The sequence below is a fragment of the Massilia mucilaginosa genome, assembly GCF_011682145.1.
GTDB lineage: Bacteria > Pseudomonadota > Gammaproteobacteria > Burkholderiales > Burkholderiaceae_D > Telluria_A > Telluria_A mucilaginosa.
The window spans coordinates 325137-346660 of sequence record NZ_WHJH01000001.1; the positions used below are offsets into that span (position 1 = coordinate 325137).

15 protein-coding genes are annotated in these 21524 nt (G+C 65.1%); 10 read left to right on the plus strand and 5 right to left on the minus strand.

Going from position 1 to position 21524, the window contains the following annotated elements:
- Positions 1–21 precede the first annotated feature (21 nt).
- The 3 genes from F2P45_RS01435 to F2P45_RS01445 all read right to left on the minus strand — a co-directional run bounded on the left by F2P45_RS01435 (position 22) and on the right by F2P45_RS01445 (position 6039).
- Complete coding sequence (locus F2P45_RS01435) at positions 22–2391, minus strand: right-handed parallel beta-helix repeat-containing protein (protein WP_166869988.1); 2370 nt, start codon at positions 2389–2391, stop codon at positions 22–24.
- A gap of 237 nt (positions 2392–2628) precedes the next feature.
- Positions 2629–4908: a polysaccharide biosynthesis tyrosine autokinase gene (locus tag F2P45_RS01440; RefSeq protein ID WP_166869989.1), complete on the minus strand. Its 2280-nt coding sequence runs from the start codon at positions 4906–4908 to the stop codon at positions 2629–2631.
- A 21-nt stretch (positions 4909–4929) separates the two neighbouring features.
- Positions 4930–6039, minus strand: coding sequence for a polysaccharide biosynthesis/export family protein (locus tag F2P45_RS01445; RefSeq protein ID WP_166869990.1), 1110 nt, complete (start codon positions 6037–6039; stop codon positions 4930–4932).
- Positions 6040–6216: 177 nt separating this feature from the next.
- On the opposite strand from F2P45_RS01445, the gene F2P45_RS01450 reads away from it, so the two are divergent.
- Positions 6217–8292 (plus strand): hybrid sensor histidine kinase/response regulator, encoded by a 2076-nt coding sequence (locus F2P45_RS01450; RefSeq protein ID WP_166869991.1) that lies wholly within the window; start codon positions 6217–6219, stop codon positions 8290–8292.
- Here F2P45_RS01450 and F2P45_RS01455 read toward each other — a convergent pair.
- The gene (locus tag F2P45_RS01455) at positions 8289–10139 is read right to left on the minus strand and encodes a TonB family protein (protein WP_166869992.1); all 1851 of its coding nucleotides are present in this window, start codon (positions 10137–10139) and stop codon (positions 8289–8291) included. The two genes, F2P45_RS01450 and F2P45_RS01455, sit on opposite strands and share 4 nt — an antisense overlap.
- Before the next feature lie 279 nt (positions 10140–10418).
- The gene (locus F2P45_RS01460) at positions 10419–11228 is read right to left on the minus strand and encodes an EAL domain-containing protein (RefSeq protein ID WP_166869993.1); all 810 of its coding nucleotides are present in this window, start codon (positions 11226–11228) and stop codon (positions 10419–10421) included.
- A gap of 212 nt (positions 11229–11440) precedes the next feature.
- On the opposite strand from F2P45_RS01460, the gene F2P45_RS01465 reads away from it, so the two are divergent.
- The 9 genes from F2P45_RS01465 (at position 11441) to F2P45_RS01505 (ending at position 21518) form a co-directional block, all read left to right on the plus strand.
- The gene (locus tag F2P45_RS01465; RefSeq protein ID WP_166869994.1) at positions 11441–12268 is read left to right on the plus strand and encodes a class II glutamine amidotransferase; all 828 of its coding nucleotides are present in this window, start codon (positions 11441–11443) and stop codon (positions 12266–12268) included.
- 33 nt (positions 12269–12301) lie between these two features.
- The gene (locus F2P45_RS01470) at positions 12302–12520 is read left to right on the plus strand and encodes a TOBE domain-containing protein (RefSeq protein WP_054267531.1); all 219 of its coding nucleotides are present in this window, start codon (positions 12302–12304) and stop codon (positions 12518–12520) included.
- 41 nt (positions 12521–12561) lie between these two features.
- Positions 12562–13302 carry a substrate-binding periplasmic protein gene (locus F2P45_RS01475; protein ID WP_166869995.1) on the plus strand — a complete coding sequence of 247 codons (741 nt, stop codon included), beginning with the start codon at positions 12562–12564 and terminating at the stop codon, positions 13300–13302.
- 85 nt (positions 13303–13387) lie between these two features.
- Entirely contained in the window at positions 13388–13891 is a 504-nt protein-coding gene (locus F2P45_RS01480; protein ID WP_166869996.1) for a flavin reductase family protein, read from the plus strand.
- Between the two features lie 12 nt (positions 13892–13903).
- Positions 13904–15295 (plus strand): MBL fold metallo-hydrolase, encoded by a 1392-nt coding sequence (locus F2P45_RS01485; RefSeq protein ID WP_166869997.1) that lies wholly within the window; start codon positions 13904–13906, stop codon positions 15293–15295.
- Between the two features lie 100 nt (positions 15296–15395).
- Positions 15396–16100, plus strand: coding sequence for a FadR/GntR family transcriptional regulator (locus F2P45_RS01490; RefSeq protein WP_166869998.1), 705 nt, complete (start codon positions 15396–15398; stop codon positions 16098–16100).
- A gap of 200 nt (positions 16101–16300) precedes the next feature.
- Positions 16301–19006 carry a TonB-dependent receptor gene (locus F2P45_RS01495; protein ID WP_166869999.1) on the plus strand — a complete coding sequence of 902 codons (2706 nt, stop codon included), beginning with the start codon at positions 16301–16303 and terminating at the stop codon, positions 19004–19006.
- Between the two features lie 16 nt (positions 19007–19022).
- Positions 19023–20870, plus strand: coding sequence for a glycoside hydrolase family 28 protein (locus F2P45_RS01500; RefSeq protein WP_166870000.1), 1848 nt, complete (start codon positions 19023–19025; stop codon positions 20868–20870).
- Between the two features lie 81 nt (positions 20871–20951).
- Positions 20952–21518: a VPLPA-CTERM sorting domain-containing protein gene (locus tag F2P45_RS01505; protein ID WP_166870001.1), complete on the plus strand. Its 567-nt coding sequence runs from the start codon at positions 20952–20954 to the stop codon at positions 21516–21518.
- The last annotated feature ends 6 nt before the right edge of the window (positions 21519–21524 follow it).

Sequence of the window (21524 nt, forward strand, 5' to 3'; positions counted from 1 at the left end):
CTTGACACTACCCACAAGCACTCAATGCTGGTATGCGCCCAGGTCATAGCCCGTCGTTGCATTGCGCGGTTTGTTGTCGAAATCGACCGGCGCGGCATTGGTTGGCGTCCCTTTTCCGATCGCCGGCGAGGTCGGGCGCAGGTGCAAATCTGGCGTTCCGGTGCGCGTGTAGGAAACGAATTGCGGATCGGCACTCACTGTCCCGCTGTGCGTCAGGCCGTTCTTCAGGCTGAAATTATAGGTCGGGTTCTGGAACACCAGGTTGTTGGTATAGCGGTTGCGCGTGCCGGTCTGGCCCTGCTCGGAAATCCCCATCGCGTTGTCGTACACGATGTTGTTGGCGACGATGGTGTCGTTGTTCGGGCCGGTGGTGTGATAGTAGTCGCCGCCGCCGACAATGATGCCGGTGTGCGATGCCGTGACCGTATTGTTGGTGATGATCACATTGTTGGCATCGTGCCAGAGATGGATCCCGCCTTCGGCAACCCGGTACACCACGTTGTTTTTCACCGTGCCCGAGGTGCTGACGTAAATACCCTGAACGAATCGGCAGCCCACCGGTCCAATATCATGAACGAGATTGCCGACCACGTCGGACTTGATGCCGCGATAGTAACTGTCCACGCCGATGGCCGAACCGCCTGCGCTGGTACACGGGACGTTCTTGGCGATATGGTGCACCCAGTTGCCGCGAATCATGTCATAGGAGCCGCCGTTGTAGATGCCGTGCGTCCATTTGGTACCGGCCTGCGAGGTGGTGCCGTCGATATGGAAGCCGATGATGTCGGTATAGTTTCCACGGTTGTCCCATGCGGTGTCGTTCGATGAACTGGCTGGCGGGACGATTTTTGCGCCCCATTTGGTGCTGGACACATAATAGATGCGGCTCGCGGCGGTGCCGCTGACCGTTGTCTTGAAGCCGCCCGGATACGTTCCTTCCGCCACGTGGATGGTGGTGCTCGGCAAGGCGGCGCGCGAGGCCCGTGCAATCGTCTTGAATGGTGCCAACTTGGTGCCGGCGGCCGTATCGGAGCCATTGGGGGCCACGAAGAAATTGTAGGTCGTGGGCGGAATGGTCGGCTCGGGGACTGGGGTCGGCGTTGGTGTTGGTGTTGGCGTTGGCGTTGGCGTTGGCGTTGGCGTTGGCGTCGGCGTCGGCGTTGGCGTCGGCGTCGGCGTGCTGCCCGCGTGCTGATACGCGCCGATGTCGAAGCCGGTTTCGGCGGTCCGCGGTTTGCCGTCGAGGTCTGTCGCGGGCGCATCCACCGGCAGTGCCGCGGCGTTGGCGGGCGAGGTACTCGCCGGGCGGTAGTCGCCGCCGCCGCTGCGCACGTAGTTGACGAACTGCGGATCGGCCGCCACCGTGCCGACCGGCTGCAGGCCGTTGTTCAACATGAAGGGAATACCGTTGCCGAAGATCAGATTGTTGCTGTAGCGGTTGTTAAGGCCGGTGGAACCAACTTCCAGCACGCCATAGCGGGCGTTATCGTAAACAATGTTGTTGCTGACCCGCGTGTGGTCATTCGGCACGCTGCCGTTGTAGCCGCCGTCGCCGCTGACCACGATCCCGCTGGCGGCGTTGAAGACCGTGTTGTTGACCACCACGACGTTGGTCGCGTCATGCCACAGGCGAATGCCGGCATCGCTGACCGCATACACCAGGTTGTTGTCGACCCGGCTGCCCGCCGTATTGATATAGATGCCGAGATAGTTGGCGCAGCCGGCCGGCCCGACATCGTGCACGACGTTCGCGCTGACATCGTTGGCGCTGCCCTTGTAGTAACTGTCCGAGCCGATGCCGCCGCCGCTGGCAGCGCATGGCACGGTGCGGGCGATGTGATGCACGTGGTTGTTGCGCACTGTGCTGTAGGAGCCGCCGGTGTACAGGCCCGTCAGCCATTTTGTGCCGGCCTGGGCGGTGCTGCCGTCGACCTCGAAGCCGTCGATCTCGACGTGGCTGCCGCGATTATCCCAGGCTGCGGTGGTGGCGGAATTGGCGGGCGGCACGATCTTCGCGCCCCACTTCACTTCCGACACATAGCGGATCCGCGCTTCGGCGGTACCGCTGGCATTGGTGCGAAAGCCGCCGGGGTAAGTGCCCGGCAGCACACGGATGGTGGTGCCGGGCGTCGCGGCCTGGGCCGCGCGGGCGATGGTCTTGAAGGGCGCCGCCTGCGTGCCGGCATTGGTATCCGCGCCCGAGGGGGAGACATACAAGTCGAGCGGCGCCAGCGCGCCGTTGTACATCAGGGCTGCGAACTGCGGCGCCGGGGTCGGATTGCTGCCATTGCTGCTGGTACTGCCGCCGCAAGCGGACAGCAATACGGCAACGCCGCCGCAGATGCTCGCGTTAAAGCGGAAATCCGACGCAAAACTGGATAGCTTGTTCATCAAAAGTTCCTCGCTCAGTCAAGTAAATGAGCAAGGTTTGATCCATATCAAATGATTAGGTTCATTGTTTACTGAAGTAAATTTACCGGTGTAATCAAATGATTAAAATCATTTTCTTCTAAGGAACGTCAAACGACAAAAACGCGGCAGGCCACTACCGGCCTGCCGCGTTTCCAAGATGAAATTGATTGATGGATGAAAGCGCCGCTGAACCGCGCGCAACACCATGCAGACCGCTCACGGCTCCAGTTGCGGCACCTGCGTGTACTTGAACTGATACGCGTAGCTGCCCACACGCAAGGCCATGTCATTGAACAACACGCCCTGCGGCACGATGCCGGCGTGGTTCAGGCGCTTGATCGACTCGGTGATTTCTACCGCGGTCGTCACCCCGGCCCGCGCCAGAATGAACACCGCCCCTGCATGCGCGCCAATCATCAGCGCATCGGACACCGCCAGGATCGGCGGCGGATCGATCAGCACGATGTCGTAGCGGCTGCCGACCACCTCGAGCAGGGTCGAAAAATTTGGATGCTGCAAGAATTCCGAGCGGTTCGGCGGGAGCGCGCCGGTCGGGATGAAATCGAGATTGTCCAGCACGCCGCGATGAATCACCTCGTCGATCGTTTGCGCACCGCCAATCGCCTGGGTCAGCCCGAGCTCGCGGCTGATGCCGAAATAGCGGTGCAAATGGCCATTGCGCAAGTCGGCATCGATCAGCAGCACGCGCTTGCCGCTGGCCGCCAGCACGGCGGCAAAATTGACCGACAGAAACGACTTGCCCATCGCCCGGCCCGGTCCGGCCAGCATCACGATGTTGTTCTTCAGCGACGGCATGGTGTACATCAATGCCGCGCGGAAACTGCGCAGGCTTTCGATGGCGATGTCTTCCGGCGCCACCTGCGCCAGGATCGGCAGCACGCTGGCGCCGCGCGCCTTGCGTTCCAGCTTCTCCTGATGGGTGCTGTGAGGAATGCTGGCGTATACGTTGCGCGCCCCGAGGATGGTTTCGATACGCTGCGGATTGTCGATGCCGCCCAAGAACGCCTTGCGCGCAAACGCCAGCAGCACGCCCAGAAACAGGCCGGTGACCACCGCCAGCGCCACGATCAGCGGACGGTTGGGTTTGAGCGCGCGTTCGGGCGCCATCGGCGCGTCGATCAGGCGTACATTGCTGACCCGGCCCACCGAAATCAGCCGCAGTTGCTGGGCGGTATTCGAGAGCGCCGTGTACAGGTCGGTATTGACCTTAATCTCCCGTAACAGGCGCGATTCGTCCTGCTCCAGCACGGGCAAGGTGCGGATGCGCCTGGCCACGTCGGCGATCTCGGCCGCGACTTCACGGCGCTGCTGGTTAATCCCCTGCACGATCGGATGATTTTCCGTAAAGCGCTGCAGCAACTCGGTCTTCTTCTGCTCCAGCTCCAGGCGCCGGGTCTGCGCCGCGGCCGCCTGTTGCAGGTTGATGCGCGCCTCTTCGCGCATGTCGATGCTGCCCTTGCTGTTGCGGAAACCATTGTATTTTTCCTCGGACTCTTCAAGCTGCTGCTTGAGCGTGGGCAACTGCAGGTTGAGGAAAGCCAGCGATTTTTCGGCTTCCTCGGTCTTGCGCGCCAGGTTCTGGCGCATGTACTCGCGCCCGATTTCGCCCAGCAGGCTATTGATGCGCTGCGCGTCCGGTCCCTGCAGGCGCACTTCGATGATGCCCGACTGCTTGCCCTGCTCGGTGATCACCAGCGCCGTCTGGATCCGCTCGATCGCGGCCAGGCGCGAGCTGCGCGTCAGGCGGAACTGCGCTCCCGGCAGCGCGCGCAGGCGGTCCACGCGCAGCTCGAACCCGGCCCCGGCCCCGGCGACGGTTGCGCGCAAGGTGGTGCCGACCACACCTTCGTAGACGGACGGCAAGCCGCCGCCGGACAAGTGGTAGCGCCCCTTGCCTTGCGCGGTGAGCGTGAAAGTGCGGTTGTACCAGGCTTCGGGCACCTCGAACAGCGACACCTCCGCCTTTTCCGGCCCCCACACGTAGCCGCCCCGTCCAAAAATGCCGGGCTCGGTCAGCTCGTTCGACTTGCGGTTGGCAAACCAGAAGCCGACCACCGGAAAATACTTGGGCCGCACATCGACGAACAATTGCAGGTTGTCGACCGCGTGCGAAATGACCAGGCGCGAGCGCAGTAGTTCCATCTCGGCAATCGCAGCCTTCTTGGTTTCGAACAAGGAAGAGACTTCACTGAGAATATTTTTCGACGCGTTCGGGCTTTCTTCCTCGACGTGGATCATCAGGTTCGCCTCGTACACCGGGCTGGCAACGAGCGCGTAGATGATCGCCAGCATGGTCACCACGGCGGTGACGGCGCCGATCAGCCAGCGGCTGTCGTACAGGATATTCACGTAGCCCTGCACATCGATCTCGTGCGCCTCGGGTTCGCGCCCGGGCGGCGGCGCCGGTGGCGGCAGGCTGGGCACCGGCAAGGACTTGGGGGCGGGCATGGGACGCAGGTCGTCGGCATAGTTCATAAGAATGTCCTCAATGCAATTTCAGGGGCGGCTGATCGTGACCACTTGCGTCAGCGCGCCGGGGAACAGCATGCTCACGCTGCGGTACCAGTTGGCCAGCGGCGAGGCTGCCACGTAGATCAGGTCGCGCGGTTCGAGCTCGAACGCCTCGGCCATCGCCAGCGCCCCGGCGCGGCGCGCGTCGAGCTGGTAGATGCGGGTACCCTCGGGCGCGCGGCGCACCACGTACACCTGGCGCGCGTCGCCGCTGAGCGGGCTGATGCCGCCCGACTCGCCCAGCGCCTCGTTCAAGGTCAGGCGCCCGTCGTGCATGGTCAGCGCCTTGGGCGTGACCACTTCGCCCGACACGAACACCTTGCTCTCGTCGCGCGAATGGACCCGCACCACGTCGCCATGGGCCAGCAGGATGCTGCCCGGATTGATGCCGCGCGCCACCAGAGCGCGCAGGCCGACCTGGTAGCGCGCATCGCCCCGCTCGAGCACGATGCGGCTCTGGTCGGCGCTGGGCAGCATGCCGCCGGAACGGTTGAGCGCCTCGACCAGGGTCATCGGAATATCGTTAATCGACTGCAAGCCCGGCAAGCGCACTTCGCCATCGATATACACGCGCTTGCTGCGGTAGGCCTGTACGCGCAGCGTGACCAGCGGCCGGGTGATGTAGTGCGCCAGGCGCTTGGTGAGCAGCGCGCGCGCCTGTTCCTCGGTCAGGCCGGCCAGCATCAGCGTGCCGGCGAACGGAAACTGCACCCGTCCCTCGTGGTCGACCACGAAGCCGGCCGGCGGCGGGGCGCCCGGGCTCTGCGGGTCCACCGCGGTGGACGAGGCGGCCACGCCCTGCCCCGCCAGTTCCGGGTGGTCCCACACCACGATCGACAGAATGTCGCCGGGACCGATCGCGTACGGCGGCGGCTTGCGCACCACCAGGTGCGCCAGGCTCTGGCTGCTGCGCTTGGCGCGCACGGCTTTTTCGGCGTCGATCAATTGCTCTGTGATCAACTCGGTCGGCGGCACCGGGCCGCTGTCCACGCCGGACAGCCTGGCGCCGCCGATGCGGTAGCCGGTGCAGCCGGCCAGCGTAGCCAGCAACAGCAGCACCGGCAAGGTCTTGGAAAGGTAGGTTGGCGTTTTCATCGTGCTTATCAAAATAAACATTGTCCAGACCAGAGTAAGTGAGCCCCACCGGCCCGGTCTTGCTCCACATCAAACCCCGTCTGCACGCATTTTTTTACAGCAGTGGCGACAGGAAAAACCCTTTTCTGGCAAGCTCGTGGTTAAATGCGAGCGACTAACTTTCTGTACAAAAGAACCATGCCCCAAGTCTTTCCGCCGATCCCTGCCAGCACGACCGATACCACCGACCTGGCGGCGATCCGCCACGCCGCCGACGCGCTGCGCGCCAGCGAAGCGCGCTACCGTTCACTGGTGCAGGCGAGCAGCGCCATCCTGTGGCTGGCGTCGGCCGCCGGGCGTCTTGAAGGGGAACAATCGAGCTGGACCGCGTTTACGGGGCAGTCGAAGGAACAGTTGAATGGCTGGGGCTGGCTCGAGGCGATCCATCCCGACGACCGTGAGCGCACCGCCGCCGCCTGGACCGGCGCGCTGGCCACCAGCAGCATGTACCAGATCGAACACCGGCTGCGCCGCGCCGACGGCCAGCACCGCTATATGAATGTGCGCGCGGTGCCGATTTTCGATGGCGCCGGGGCGATTACCGAATGGGTCGGCATCCATATCGACGTCGATGAACGCAAGCGCGTCGAAGAGCGCCTGCGCCTGCTCGACGCCATGAGCCAGGCCACCCGCAACGCCGACGATCCCAAGACCATCATGGACGTCACCACGCGCATGCTGGGCGAGCATCTGGGCGCCACGCGCTGTCCGTACGCCGACGTCGAAAGCGACAACGACCGTTTCACCATCCGCCACGACTGGACCGCACCGGGCGCCACCAGCACGGTCGGCGTTTACTCGCTCGACCTGTTCGGCGCGCGCGCCGCCAGCGACATGCGCGAAGGCCGCACCCTGCGCATCTGCGACGTCGACCGCGAGCTCGACGAAGCCGACGGCGCCGCCATGTTCAACGCCATCGCTTGCCGTGCCATCATCTGCTGCCCGCTGGTCAAGGAAGGCAAACTGGTGGCCATGATGGCGGTGCACCAGGACCGCCCGCGCCAGTGGACCGATCCCGAAGTGGCGCTGGTCGAACAAGCCGTGGAGCGCTCCTGGGCCCACATCGAACGGGTGCGCGCCACCGAAGCGCTGCGCGAGGCGGACCGGCGCAAGACCGAATTCCTGGCCATTCTTGCGCACGAACTGCGCAACCCGCTGGCGCCCATCCGCAATGGCTTGCAGGTAATGCGCATGGCCGAACATGACCAGGCCACGGTGGCGCGCGTGCGCGACATGATGGAACGCCAGGTGACCCAGATGGTCACCTTGGTCAACGACCTGCTCGACATCGCCCGCATCACGCGCGGTAACCTGGAACTCAAGCCGGTGCGGGTCGAACTGCGCGAACTGATCGCCAGCGCGGTCGAAACGAGCATGCCGCTGATCGACGCCAACCGCCACACGCTCTCGCTCGACGTGGCAGCCGAATCGCTGCTGCTCGACGCCGACCCGACCCGCATCGCCCAGGTGATCGGCAATGTGCTCAATAACGCCGCCAAGTACACCCCGGCCGGTGGCCGCATCAACGTGCTGGCGTGGCGCGACGGCGCGCAGGCGGTGCTGTCGATCCGCGACACCGGCATTGGCATTCCACCCGAATCGGCGCTGACGGTGTTCGAGATGTTTTCGCAGGTGGGTGCCTCCATCGACCGCGCCCAGGGCGGGCTTGGCATCGGCTTGTCGCTGGCGCGCCGGCTGGTCGAACTCCATCACGGCAGCATTGACCTGGTGCGCGACGCGACCGTGAGCGGCAGCCGCTTCGACATCCGCCTGCCGCTCGCGGCCGAGGTGGCGGCGCTGGCGCCCGGCGCCGACACGCCAGCCGCCAGCGCGGGCAGCGGCCTGCGCGTGCTGGTGGTGGACGACAATCAGGACGCCGCCGACATGCTGTCGGAACTGATGGACATCATCGGCCACACCAGCCGCGTCGCCAACGACGGGCCGCGCGCACTGGCGCTGGCCGAGCAGTTCCGGCCAGAAGTGGCGTTCCTGGACATCGGCATGCCCGGCATGAACGGGTATGAGGTGGCGCGCACGCTGCGCGGCATGACGCACCTGGAACCGCTGGTGCTGGTGGCGCTGACCGGCTGGGGCGACGACAAGGACCGCGCGCGCAGCAAGGAGGCCGGGTTCGACCATCACCTCATCAAACCGGCCAACCTGGAAGCGGTCGAACGGCTGCTGACAGCACTGGTCGAGCAGCGCAAAGGCTAGCGGATTTCTTCCATCAGCTTGAGATTGTCGCCAAACTGCCATACGCGGCGGATATCGATCACGTCGTAGCGCGAGGCGATATTCGGCGGGAACGGTGCGTAGCGCGCATTGACGCGCACGATGCGCAGCACCGCTTCATCCATATCGGCGCGGCCGCTCGAACGCAGGATCGTCACGTCCTGCACGGTGCCGTCGCTGCGCACCGCCACGTTGACCAGCGCGTGCGTGTGCTCCACATCGGCCCAGCCGCGCGGATAGTTCGCGCTGCCATTGCGTTCGATCTTCTGGCGCCAGCTTTCCACGTACATGCGCAGCGGCAGATCGCGTTCGGCTGCGCCCACGGCCACGCGGCGCTCGTCGCGCATTGGTGGTGGCGGCGTGCCGGAGAGGATATCGAGGCCCTTGACCATCTCGCGCGCACGGTTCGACAGCTCGCTGCCCAGCAGGTTCTTGGGGATGACCGCCTTGCCACCGGCGCCGCTGCCGGCACCGGCTGCGCTGCCGCCGGCGGGCGTGTTGGCGGCCTGGGTGCCGCTGCCTTCGCGCCCGCCTTGCAGCGCCGCCTGGCGGGCGGCGTCGGCGGCTTGCGCGGCCTGTTCGGCCTTCTTCTGGGCGGCTTGCTCGGCCAGTTTTTGCGCGGCCTGTTGTTCGGCCACCTTTTGCGCGGCCTGCTGCTCCGCCAGTTTCTGCGCAGCCTGTTGCTCGGCCAGTTTCTGCGCCGCTTGCTGCTGGGCCGCGAGCTGTTCGGCGCGTTGACGCTCAGCCCTCGCCTGCTCCGCGCGCAGCTGATCGGCCTTCTGTTGATCCGCTTTCTGCTGATCGGCGCGTAACTGCTCGGCCTTCCGCGAGTCGGCCTTCTGCTGGTCCACTCGTTGCTGCTCGACGCGCAGCTGGTCGGCCTTCTGTTGGTCCACTCGTTGCTGCTCGACGCGCAGCTGGTCGGCCTTCTGTTGGTCGGACTTCTGCTGCTCAAGCTTGCGCTGAACCGCCAACTGCTCGGTTTTCTGCTGCTCGGCCCTGAGCACACTGGCGCGCTCGCGTGCGGCGTCGGCCTCCATCTGCGCCTGCTGCGCCACGCGGGCCTGCTTTTCCAATTCCTGCGCCGTCTCGGCGGCCGCGGCCTTTTCCTGCTGCTGGCGTGCCTGCAACTCGGCCAGCTTGCGCGCCTCGTCTTCTTCCTTCTCCAGCTTGCGCTGCGCCGCCAGCCGCTCGGCTTCCTCCTCCAGACGCCGGGTGTCGGCCTGCTGGGCCGCGCGCGCCGCTTCCGCAACCTCGGCGGCGCTGGTCGCTTCGGTGCCATCGTCGGTGCCGTGTTGGGCTTCCTTGAGATCGATGGTTTTCTGTTCGGCCTCTTCCGGGCGCGGCATTGGCACCGCGAAATCGTTCACCACCGAATCCTGGACCATGACGCGCGAATCCATCGCCAGCGCATCCGTGGCCGGCAGCGGCGGGCTGATGCGTTTGGCCTTGCGCGGTTTGTCTTTCTTGACAGCCAGGCGCGGCGTGACGGGGGTGGGAACGGGCGCCGGGGCCGGCACCGGATCGATCAGGCGCATGCCGCCGGTCGGCGCTGCCGGCTTGTCGGGCTCGGGAAGCGATGACGGCGAAGGCAACGGCGGAACGGGGACAGGCGTATCAAGCGGCGGCGTTGGGATTGGCTCATTAACGACATCGGCCAGGCGCACCTCGACCGGCGTGGCCGAGCCGGGCAAACCGAGCGCGGGAATGCCGAACTGAAGCGACAGAATCAAACCGTGCACCAGCAGCGAAACGAGCACGGCGCCAACCAGGCGGCGGTTGCCCTGGGCCTGCGGCGAACGGCGCAGCCCTACCGCGCCAGGACGCATGCGACCATATCGTTACGCCAACCCGCCGCTGATGCCATACCTGCCCCTGCCCGAAATTCGTTAATAGCCCCCGAATTCTAAGCGAAAAGGCCCTTCCGCTGAGGAATAAACTTGCGTCCCGTGCACACCCCACCCCGGTGTCAGGTCTGACATTCGGACACGGCCTGTGCAGCGTTGCGGATGAACTCGTGTCTGAATGTCAGACCTGACACCGGCGGTTGTTGCGGCGCGAAAGCTGAGGCCGTGTCCGAATGTCAGACCTGACACCGGGGGTGGGGGTCAGGCGGCCAGGGCGGCATCGGTCACCAGCGAGGCTTGCGGCTGGTCGAGGAAGAAGCCTTGTGCATACAGCGGCAGGTCGGCGACGACTTCCGGCAAGGCAAGCGCCGGCGCGCTTTCGACGCGCTTGAAAATCAGCCGCACCCCAGCCGTACGGGCCGCGTCCAGCAGCGCTTCGAGCGCGACGCCGCCCGACAGATAGCGCGCGTCGAGCTTGATCGCGTGCGGCCGCTGCTCGGCCACCATCGCCTGCGCCTGCGCCACCGAGGCCGCATTCAGCGCCAGCCGGAAGCCGTTGCGCCGGTAGTTGTCGGCCACGTAGTTGAGCAGCCATCCCTGCTGCGGCGTGGTGGCCGGCAGTTGCAGCACGATGCGTCCCACCGGCAAGTCCAGCGCGTCCAGAATGCGCTTGAACGCATGCCCGTGATTGCTGCTCACCGCACTGAGCAGCCGGTCGTGCACGCTCAGGTACAGATCGCTCTGCCCAGCCTCGTCCTGACGAAAGAAGTTGATCGCGTGCAGCATGCGGCACAGCCGGTCGAGTTCGATCGATTCGTCGTCGCTGGCGGCGTGGTCGAGCAGTTTCCACAGCGACAGGCCGGCATCGCCCGCCGAAGCACTGCGCGCCAGCCCTTCGTAGGCGACGATGCGGCTGCTGCCGAGCGCGCGGATCGGCTGGAAGGCGCTCGTGATGGTGCAGTTGAAATACTTGCCCTGGGCGCGGCCCGCCGAGTCCAGCCACACGCTGCTGGCCGGACGGTCCGGGTCGGACAAATGGGCCAGGTAGGCGTTCAAGGTAGGGAAAGGCATTGCATCTCTCGCTGTAGGTAAAGCGGAAAGTCTAGTCGCGCCGGTGGCGGCGGCGAAGGAATGGTTTCGCCGATGGATATGCGGCCGGCGCATATCGATCCCCCAGTGCTTATGCGCAAAATGCGTCTATCGAAACGCGAAATCATTCGTTTGCAGACGCGCCAGGCGGGGCTACGCTGGGGGCGACAGATGCAACAGAGGATGCGACGCCCATGTGTGAATTACTCGGAATGAACAGCAGCAAGCCAGCGGCGCTGAACTTCAGCTTCGCCGGTTTCAGCGAGCGCGGCGGGCGGACCGGCGTACATCGCGACGGCTGGGGCATCGCCTTTCACGAGCCGTCCGGCTGCCGCCTGATCATCGACCATCGCCCGTCCATCGATTCGCCGCTGGCGCATGCGCTCAAGGACAATCCGGTCAAGGCCAAAAACGTGGTGGCGCATATCCGCAAGGCCACCCAGGGCGAGGTGGCGCCGCAGAACAGCCACCCGTTCACCCGCGTGCTGTGGGGCACGACCTGGTCGTTCGCGCATAACGGCGACCTGAGCACCTTCAAGCCGGCCCCCGATCCGCACTTCGCCCCGGCCGGCGAAACCGACAGCGAGCGCGCCTTTTGCTATCTGCTGGCCGGGCTGCGGCGCCGTTTTCCGGTCCAGCCGCCGTCGCGCGCGGCCTTGTTTACAGCGGTGCGGACCATGGCGGCGCTGATCGCGCGCCACGGCACCTTCAATTTTATCTTGTCGAATGGCGACTTTTTGCTGGCGCATTGCTCGACACAACTGCATTACGTGGTGCGCGCCTATCCGTTCGCCAGCGCCAGCCTGGTCGATTGCGACCTGCAGATCGATTTTCGCCAGCATAACCATCTGGACGACCAGATCGTCGTGATCGCCACCCTGCCCCTGACCACCGGGGAGGAATGGCACCCTTTCGCGCCGGGCGAACTGAAACTGTTCGCCGGCGGCGCGCCGCAAGCGATCCACCCCGGTCCCGGCAGCGACAGCGGCAGTAAACCGCTGCGCCTGTTAATGAGTTACTGAAACACCCCCTCCCCACCCACGTAAAGGAACAGCATGGCTATCTCGGAAATCAATGTACGCAATCAGTTCAGGGGCAAGATCAAGGAAATCATCGCCGGCCCGGTGGTGTCGGAAGTCGATGTCGAAACCGCGCATGGCATCGTCACCTCGGTCATCACCAGCCGCTCGATCCAGGACCTGGACCTGAAGGTCGGCAGCGAGGTGATCGCCCTGGTCAAGTCGACGGAGGTGTCGATCGCCAAGATCCAGTAAGCCGATAGCCCTTGCCGGCGACGGCAAGGTATGATGGCGGCATGAAGATTGGCTTGTTGCTGCTGTCGTCCCTCTGTTCCATTGCACTGGCGCTGCCCGCGGGCGGCGCCGAACTCGTCTTTGGCGTCTCCACCGGCAGCGCCATGCCGATGACCCGTTTCCAGGGCGACGACCTGACCGGCGGCCTGCTCAAGGACGTGGGCGACGCCCTGGCGCGCGAACTGAAGGCGCGCCCGCGCTACCTGACCTTGCCGCGCAAGCGGGTCGAGGCAGCACTGGCGGACGGCACGGTCGACCTGCTGTGCGACCTGCGTCCCGAATGGCTCGACAGCAAGCGCTGGCAATGGTCGGACACGGTCTTTTCCAACAACATGATCATCGTCGGACGCATCGGCACCGCGCCGCTGGGCAACTTGCGCGAGCTGGCCGGCGCCCGCACCGGCACCATCACCGGCTACCGCTACCCTGTGCTCGATCATGAACTCGGCCCGCAATTCGTGCGCGACGATGCCGTCAGCGACGACCTGAACCTGCGCAAGCTGCTGCGCCGCCGCTTCGATTACATGCTCACCAATTCCCTGTATTACGATTACCAGCGGCGCGCCCACGCCGAACGCGCGCGCCTGAGCCGCGCCGTGCTGGCCGTCGAACCGTTCGATACGTACTGCGCGCTGGCGCCCGGGGCCAGGATCACGGTCGCGCAAGTGAACCGCGCGCTGCTTGCGCTGCGTAAAAATGGCAGGATGCAGGCCATCCTGGAGAGCTACCAGCCCGCCCGCTGAGCCGTTCAGGCCGCTTGTGCAGGATCAAAACCGCGCACCCGACCGCATTTAGTATGGGTAAACCTCCACCACGCGCAGGCCAGCCATGCAAGCCCCTCCTCCGTGCGTCCCGTCCGCCGATTTCGACAGCAACTATTTCCGGCAGGCGCTGTCGCAGTTCGCCACCGGCGTGACCATCGTCACCGCCGCCCTGCCCGACGGCCGCCTGGCCGGCGTGACCATCAATTCCTTCAACTCGGTCTCACTCGATCCGCCGCTGGTGCTGTGGAGCCTGGCGCAAACGGCCAGCAGCATGGCCGCCTTCGAGCAAGCCGAGGGCTATGTCATCAACGTGCTGGCCGACAACCAGGCCGCGCTGGCGCAACGCTTCGCGCGTCCGGGCCAGGACCGCTTCGAGCAGGTCGGCTTTACCCGCTCGGCGCAGGGCCAGCCAGTGCTGGACGGCAGCGTGGCCTGCTTCGAATGCCGTCCGCGCAGCCGCTATGTGGAAGGCGACCATGTGATTTTCGTCGGCGCGGTCGAGCGCTGCCAGTTCTATCCGCACCGGTCGCTCGGCTTTCACCGCGGCCGGTTTATCGCCCTCAGCTGACCCGGTGCCGCCATGAACCCCATGTCCCACAACCTGCTCACCTTCGTCAACCACGCCTGCTTCCACATCGCCAACGAGCACACCGTGCTGCTGGCCGATCCCTGGGTCGAAGGCGCGGTTTTCAACAACGGCTGGAGCCTGCTCGACTCCGGCACCTCGAACGCGGCCCTGATCGCCGAACTGGCCGCGCTCAAGCGCAACACCTTCATCTGGTTTTCGCACGAGCATCCCGACCATTTTTCGGTGCCCTTTATCAAGCGGCTCAAGCGCGGCTTTCCCGGCAAGGTCACCATGCTGTTCCAGCAGACCAAGGACAAGCGCGTGGTCAACTTTTTGCGCGGGAATGGCTTCGATGTCATCGAATGCCAGCCCGGCATTCCGGTCGCGCTCGACGGCGAGATGCGCATCACCGTGTTTCCCCATGCCGATGGCGATGCGTATTGCCTGATCAGTTCCGGCGGGTGCCACGTGCTCAACATCAACGACTGCGCCTTGACCAGCGCCGCCCAGTGCGAGCTGGTCAAGGCCAGCATCGCCCTGCTGTGCGAGCGGGTCGACGTATTGATGACCCAGTTCGGTTACGCCAACTGGGTCGGCAATCCGTTCCAGGCAGAACTGCGCTGCGCCGCCGCGGCCGAAAAGCTGCACCGCATCAAGCTGCAGATCGCCGCTTTCGCGCCCAGGATCACGGTGCCGTTCGCCTCGTTCGTGTCCTTTTCGCACATCGACAACTGCTATATGAACGACCACCAGAACACGCCGCAGCGCCTGGCGCAGTGGGCGCGCCTGTCGCGCGCGACCGATTCGCTGCGGTTCATGCAGCCGCGCGACACCATCGCCTTGGGGGTGGACACCGCCGAAAGCCTGGCCTGGGCCAGCGACGCGGCCGTCGAGCACTGGGAACGCTTGCTCAGCGTGCCGTGCGCGCTGCTGCCGTCCGAGCCACCCGCCACCCCGGCGCAGGTGCGCGCCGCCGCCGAGAAATACCGCAAGGCCGCCAATGCCAACCTGCTGGGACTACCTTGCCTGCTCGAACTGGTCGGATTGATCCAGCCGCTGACGATCCGCATTCCCGACATCGCCCTGACCATCCGCGTCTCTTACCTGCGCGGCTGCACCCAGCTGCACGACGACCAACTGGCCGATATCTCGATGACCTCGCCCAGCGAGGTGTTTCTGTTCGCCAACGAATATGGCTTCAACACCACCCACGTCAACGCCCGCTTCCGGGTCGGCGACAGCGGCGCGCTACAGCGTTTCAGCCGCTTTTTCATGCCGCAGAACCTGGGCCGCCAGGGCTACGGCGTGCAGCACCCGCTGGCTACCGTGCGCTATCTGCTGGGCAGCCTGATGGCCCGGCTGGGGCGGCGCCTGGCCGCCATGCAACGGCGGCTGGCCAAATAAGCACCGAAACGGGACACCTTCGCACTATTTTGGCCCGAGCACCTTGCGCGATTGGTCAGACCACTTTAGAATGGCCTGACCAAAAGATGTGCAGGCCGCCATGCTCAAGAAAGTCACACTCGCTCCCGATAACGCCCTCGCGCACGAACCGCGGCTGTACCGCATCGTGGCCGGCCGCATCGAGGAACTGATCCGCGACGAGAGAATCGGCGCCGGCCAGCGCTTGCCGCCCGAACGCGAGATGGCAAGCCGGCTGGCGGTCAGCCGCGCTTCCCTGCGCGAAGCCCTGATCGCCCTCGAACTGCGCGGCGTGGTCGACGTGCGCGGCGGCTCCGGCGTCTACGTCACGCGCGTCCAGCCGCCCCGCTCCGAGCCCGAAGAAGCCGGCCCCGGCCCCTTCGAAGTGCTGGCCGCGCGCCGCCTGGTCGAAGCCGAGGTGTGCGCCAGCGCCGCCCGCATGGCCAGCGACAGCGCCATCGAAGCGATCCGCAGCGCCGTCGTCGAAATGGAACGCCAGCACGACAATTACAGCAGCAACGAACAGCTCGACCGCGACTTCCACCTGTCGCTCGCGCGCGCCACCGGCAACAGCGCCATGGTCGGCGCGGTCGATCATCTGTGGAAACAGCGCGGCCGCCTCTGGCACAAGCTCAAGGAGCATTTCCAGACCGAGGAACTGCGCCAGGCCACCCTGCTCGACCACCGCCGCATCCTCGACGCCATCGTGGCGCGCGATCCGGCCGCCGCCCACGCCGCCATGCGCGCCCATCTCGAACGAGTCACGCGCACGTTTTCGCGAGGATAAGCACCGGACCCACCTATATAGACCAGTGGACAGCAGGCGCAAAGACGCCGCACCGCAAGAGCACCCCATTATTGACCACGTCGACCCCGGCTCACGCCTTCGTCGCCGCGGCACAGGATACGCGAGGTGTCCTGACCAGCTTCCGCGCCGTTGCCGGAAGCTCTTAATGTCAAACAATAATCCGCAGGAGACCGTCGCACATGAACAAGCACACCAGCTCGATCCACTCGAAACTCGTATTGTCGTCCATCACCCTTGCGGTGCTGACGGTGATGAACCAGGCCGCGGCCCAACAGGCCGAAGCCGGCATGCAGCGTATCGAAGTGACCGGGTCGAGCATCAAGCGCCTTGCCACCGAGATGGCCCTGCCGGTCTCGACCATCAAGGCCGAGGAATTCACCAAGCGCGGCATGACCAGCCTGGCCGATGTGATGATGGCGCTGCCGCAATCGAACTCGCTGGCCCCGTCCAACGCCGGTTCCGGCACCAACATCAACCTGCGCGGCCTGGGCGTGAACCGCACCCTGGTGCTGCTCAACGGCCGCCGCCTGGCCAACGAGGCGATCGCCGACGGCTACGCCAACCTCGACGTCATCCCGATGAGCTCCCTGCTGCGCGTCGAAATCCTGCGCGACGGCGCCTCCTCGATCTACGGCTCCGACGCCATCGGCGGCGTGGTCAACTTCATCACCAGGAACAGCGTCGAAGGCGGCTCCATCACCGCCCAGTACGTGCAGCCGGAAAAATCGGGCGGCGGCGACGAGCAGCGCCTCTCGGCCACCTTCGGCAAGGGCAATCTGGCCACCGACGGCTGGAACCTGTACGGCACCATCGACGGCCGCCAGCGCAGCCGCCTGGCCGCGCGCGACCGCGCCGAACTGAGCTCGCCGGAACTGCTGGCGGGCATCGGCCGCGCCCCGACCCTGGGCACCGGCGGCTACGCCAGCCCGGCCAACTTCACCACCGCCACCAACAAGACCGCCGCCAACCCGTACTACAAGTCCGGCTGCGCCGCGCCCTACTCGATCCAGGGCGCCAAGAACACCTGCGTCATCGACAACAACGAGTACGGCACCGCGCTGCACGAAACCGAACAGCTGACCTTTTACGCGCGCGGCACCAGGCAGCTCTCGGACGACCATACCGTCAGCCTGGACTACATGCGCGGCCAGTCGACCATCTATGCCGCCCGCAATCCGACCAATAGCGTCACCGCCAAGGGCGTGACCGCGCGCGTGCCGTCGACCAGCAAATGGTATCCGGGCGGCGCCGGCGGCGTACCGGCGGTGGCCGGCCTGAAAGGCGAGCCGCTGATCGTGACCTGGAGCGTGGCCGACCTCGGCATGGCCAGCAACAAGGATGTGCAACTGAACCAGCGCCTGGCGCTGGTGGACGAAGGCAAGATCGGCGAGTGGGACTACAAAGCCGGGCTGGTGTACGGTCACAGCAACCGCAAGAACTACTACCACACCGGCTACGTCAGCGGTCCGGGCCTGAACGCGGGCCTTGCCAGCGGCGCGCTCAATCCCTTCGGCCTGCAGGACGAAACCGGCAAGAACTACCTGCGCGACATCTCGGTCGACGGCCAGATGAACCGCAATTCGACCAGCACCTTCGCCGGTATCGACGCCACCGCCAGCCGCACCCTGATGCAGCTGCCGGGCGGAGCGCTGGCGATGGCGGTCGGTATCGACATCCACCGCGACACCACCAAAGACGAACGCCTCGGCATCAGCAATGAAGTGAGCTACGCCAACGCCTCGTCCTCGCGCGGCCAGGGCGCGCGCAACGTGTCGGCCCTGTACGCCGAGCTCGATATTCCGATCAGCAAGCAACTGACCGTCAACCTGGCCGCGCGCGACGACTATTTCAGCGACTTCGGCAACACCTTCAATCCGAAGGCCAGCTTCCGCTACGAGCCGTCGAAATCCCTGATGTTCCGCGGTTCGGCCAATACGGGCTTCCGCGCGCCAACCCTGTTCGACCGCTACGGCTACCGTCTGCCTGGCGCCAACGGCAACACCTCCGGCAAATGGGACGATCCGACCCTGTGCCCGGGCGGCAAACCAGGCGTGGCCGGCAGCGGCACCGCCGTCCCCGGCGCCGTCACCTCGGAAGTGTGCAACGTGGCCCTGCCCAAGCAGACCGGCAGCAACGACCAGCTGACCCCGGAAACCTCGCGCGGCTGGACCCTCGGCATGGTGGTCGAGCCGGTCAAGAACCTGACCGTCTCGCTCGACTACTGGAACATCCGCATGAAGGACATGCTGGCCAACCTGCCCGAGCAAGTCTACTTCCAGGATCCGGCCAAGTACAAAGACCTGTTCGTGCGCAATCCCGACGGCACCCTGGCCTACATCAAGAACGTGACGATGAACCTGGGCGGCCAGAAAACGGCCGGCATCGACCTCGCCGCCAGCTACGCGCTGCCGCGCATGGACATCGGCGAGTTCAAGTTCCAGCTCGACGGCACCTACCTGACCCAGTTCGAGAACCAGCTGGAAAAAGACAGCCCCTTCGTCTCCAACGTCGGCCGCTTCGGCCTGGCCAGCAACGGCACCACCAGCAGCTTCCCGATCATCACCTACCGCTGGAAGCACACCCTGTCGACCAGCTGGAAGCGCGGCGATTACAGTGCCCAGCTGACCCAGAACTACAACTCGCACTACGACGACCAGAACCTGGTGGCGGCCGAATTCCATCGCGAAATCAAGCCGTACTCGGTGTGGAACCTGACCGGCACTTACACCGGCTTCAAGAACATCAGCATCGTGGCCGGCGTCACCAATATGTTCGACGAGAATCCGCCAGTCACCAACCACAGCGGCTACACTTTCGGCTACCTGAGCAGCGCGGCCAACCCGATCGGCCGCTCGTACAACCTGCGCATGACGTACAACTTCTGATCCCTTGAGACTAACCATGAACAAGCATCCGATCGACTCCCGGCGCCGCGCCCTCCTGCGCGGCGCCGGGGCCGCCAGCCTGGCCCTGGGCGGCGGCGCCATTTCCCTGCCGGCCGCAGCCGCCGCCGAGGCCGAGGCCAAGGCCGATAACAAATCGTCCGACCCGTGGCGGCAGGCGCAGGCCATTGCCGCGCGCTTCAAGCAGCCGCTGGTATTTCGCAAGCAGGACTTTGTCATCACCGCGCATGGCGCCAAGCCGTGCAAGGTGACCAGGGTCAAAGGGTTTATCGGCCATCACGAGCCGGGCATGGTCAGCACGCCGGCCGCCGGCGCGCACGACTGCTATCCGGCCATTGCGGCCGCGATCGCCGTCTGCGCCAAGGCGGGCGGCGGGCGCGTGGTGATTCCCGCCGGCGCCTGGCTGTGCAAGGGCCCGATCGTGCTGCGCTCGAACGTGCATGTGCACCTGAAATCCGGTGCGCATGTGTTCTTCAGCAACGACCCGGACGATTTCGCCAAATACGGCGAGGTCGACTGCGGCCCGAACGGCAAGCTGACCCTGTCGCGCTGGCAGAGTAACGATTGCCTGAACTATTCGCCGCTGGTGTATGCGCACAAGCAGAACAATATCGCCCTGACCGGCGAGGACTGGACCAGCATCCTGGACGGCCAGGGCGGCGTACCGCTGGGCGGCGGCGATTGCTGGTGGGACTGGAAGGTCAAGCGCACCGGCGCCAGGGAACTGCTGTCGCAGGTGGCGGTCAATCCGGCCAATCCGCCCAGCATCCTGACGGTGGCGCCGAACCTGACCCCAAGCCAGGTCAAGCTGATCGAAGGGGAATCAAGCCGCTGGCGCAACGATGAATCCTACCTGCCCTCGCTGTCGGAAGCCGGCGTGCCGGTCGGCAAGCGCGTGTTCGGGCGCGGCCATTACCTGCGTCCGTGCATGGTGGAATTCATCGGCTGCGACAAGGTGCTGCTCAAGGGCTACCAGGTCAACCAGGCGCCATTCTGGCTGCACCATCCGGTGGCCTGCCGCGACCTGGAAATCCGCAAGGTCCACATGGACAGCATGGGACCGAACAGCGACGGTTTCGACCCCGAAGCGTGCAACTACGTGCTGGTGGAAGACTGCACCTTCAACACCGGCGACGATTGCATCGCGATCAAGGCCGGCAAGAATCTCGACACCCAGTTCGGGCCGACCCAGAACGTGCTGATCCAGAAATGCATCATGAACAGCGGCCACGGCGGCGTGACCCTGGGCAGCGAAATGTCGGGCGGCATCGAGCATGTGTATGCGCAGGATGTCGAGTTCCGCAACGTGAACTGGGCCACCAGTCCGCTGAGCACGGCGATCCGCATGAAGACCAATATGAACCGCGGCGGCTTCCTGAAGCATTTTTACGTGCGCAACGTGACCATTCCGAATGGGGTGCAGACCACGCCGCAGTACTACAACCCGCTGCCGGGTTCGCCAATCGCACCGAAAAGCGTGTCGTCCTCGGCCGGCGCGGTGATTACCATCGATTGCGACTACGCGCCGACCGCCGACAACGTGCGCACGCGCCCGCCGGTGGTGTCCAACGTGCACATCTCGAACGTCAGGGTCGGCAATGTGAAGACCAAGGCGGGCACCTTCTCGTGCTTCCAGGCCATCATGCTGCTTGGCCCTGTCGCTTTCGATTACAACGGCGACGACCCGTCCAGGATCGTGCCGATCACCGATGTCACCATCACCGACTGCGACTTCGGCATCCCGGCCAATGCCGAGACCCCCTGGTTCGCCTACAACGTGAAGTCGGCAAAACTGACAAACGTGACCATCGCCGGCAAGGTTGTCAACACGACCGTGACGGCATGATTCAACAAGTTTTTGATGAGGTACTGACGATGTAGCCTGCTGTTTCACTTAAGGGACGACAAAAAAATGAAAACAAGAAGAATGTTGGAGACACTCGCGGTCGTGGCATTGACCGCGGGACACGCAAGCGCGGCGGTTTTGCCGCTGCAACACACCACCATCAGCGCGACCTATAACGGGTCGGCTGATGGCATGCTGGGGCTGGACCAGCAGTTCGCCCCGGTTCCGGGGTCCAACATCACCGCCATCGACGCCAGCGCTACCGGCGGCGTCGAGTTCCTCAGCGCCGACTTCCTGTTCGGCATCGATTTTGCCGAAGACGGCGTCATGACGGTCTACAACAATGGGCAGGTAGCGGCGGGCGCGTACAGCATGCGCTTCGATTTCGGCGCCAGCCTGGGCGCGCCGCTGACGCGCTTCAGCTTGCTCGACAGCGCCGCCGTGGACGGCCTGCCGATCCTCAACCTGATCGACGGCCACACCATCGGCCTGGACCTGTCCGCGCTCGACTGGGGCAGCGGCTTCACCAGCTTCAGCGCGCGCCTGGAAGCGGCGCCCTCGCCGGTGCCCGAACCGGCCAGCGTCACCTTGATGCTGGCCGGCCTGGCCGCCTTCGCCCTGACGCGCCGCCGCCCGCCCACAGTCTAGTCACCG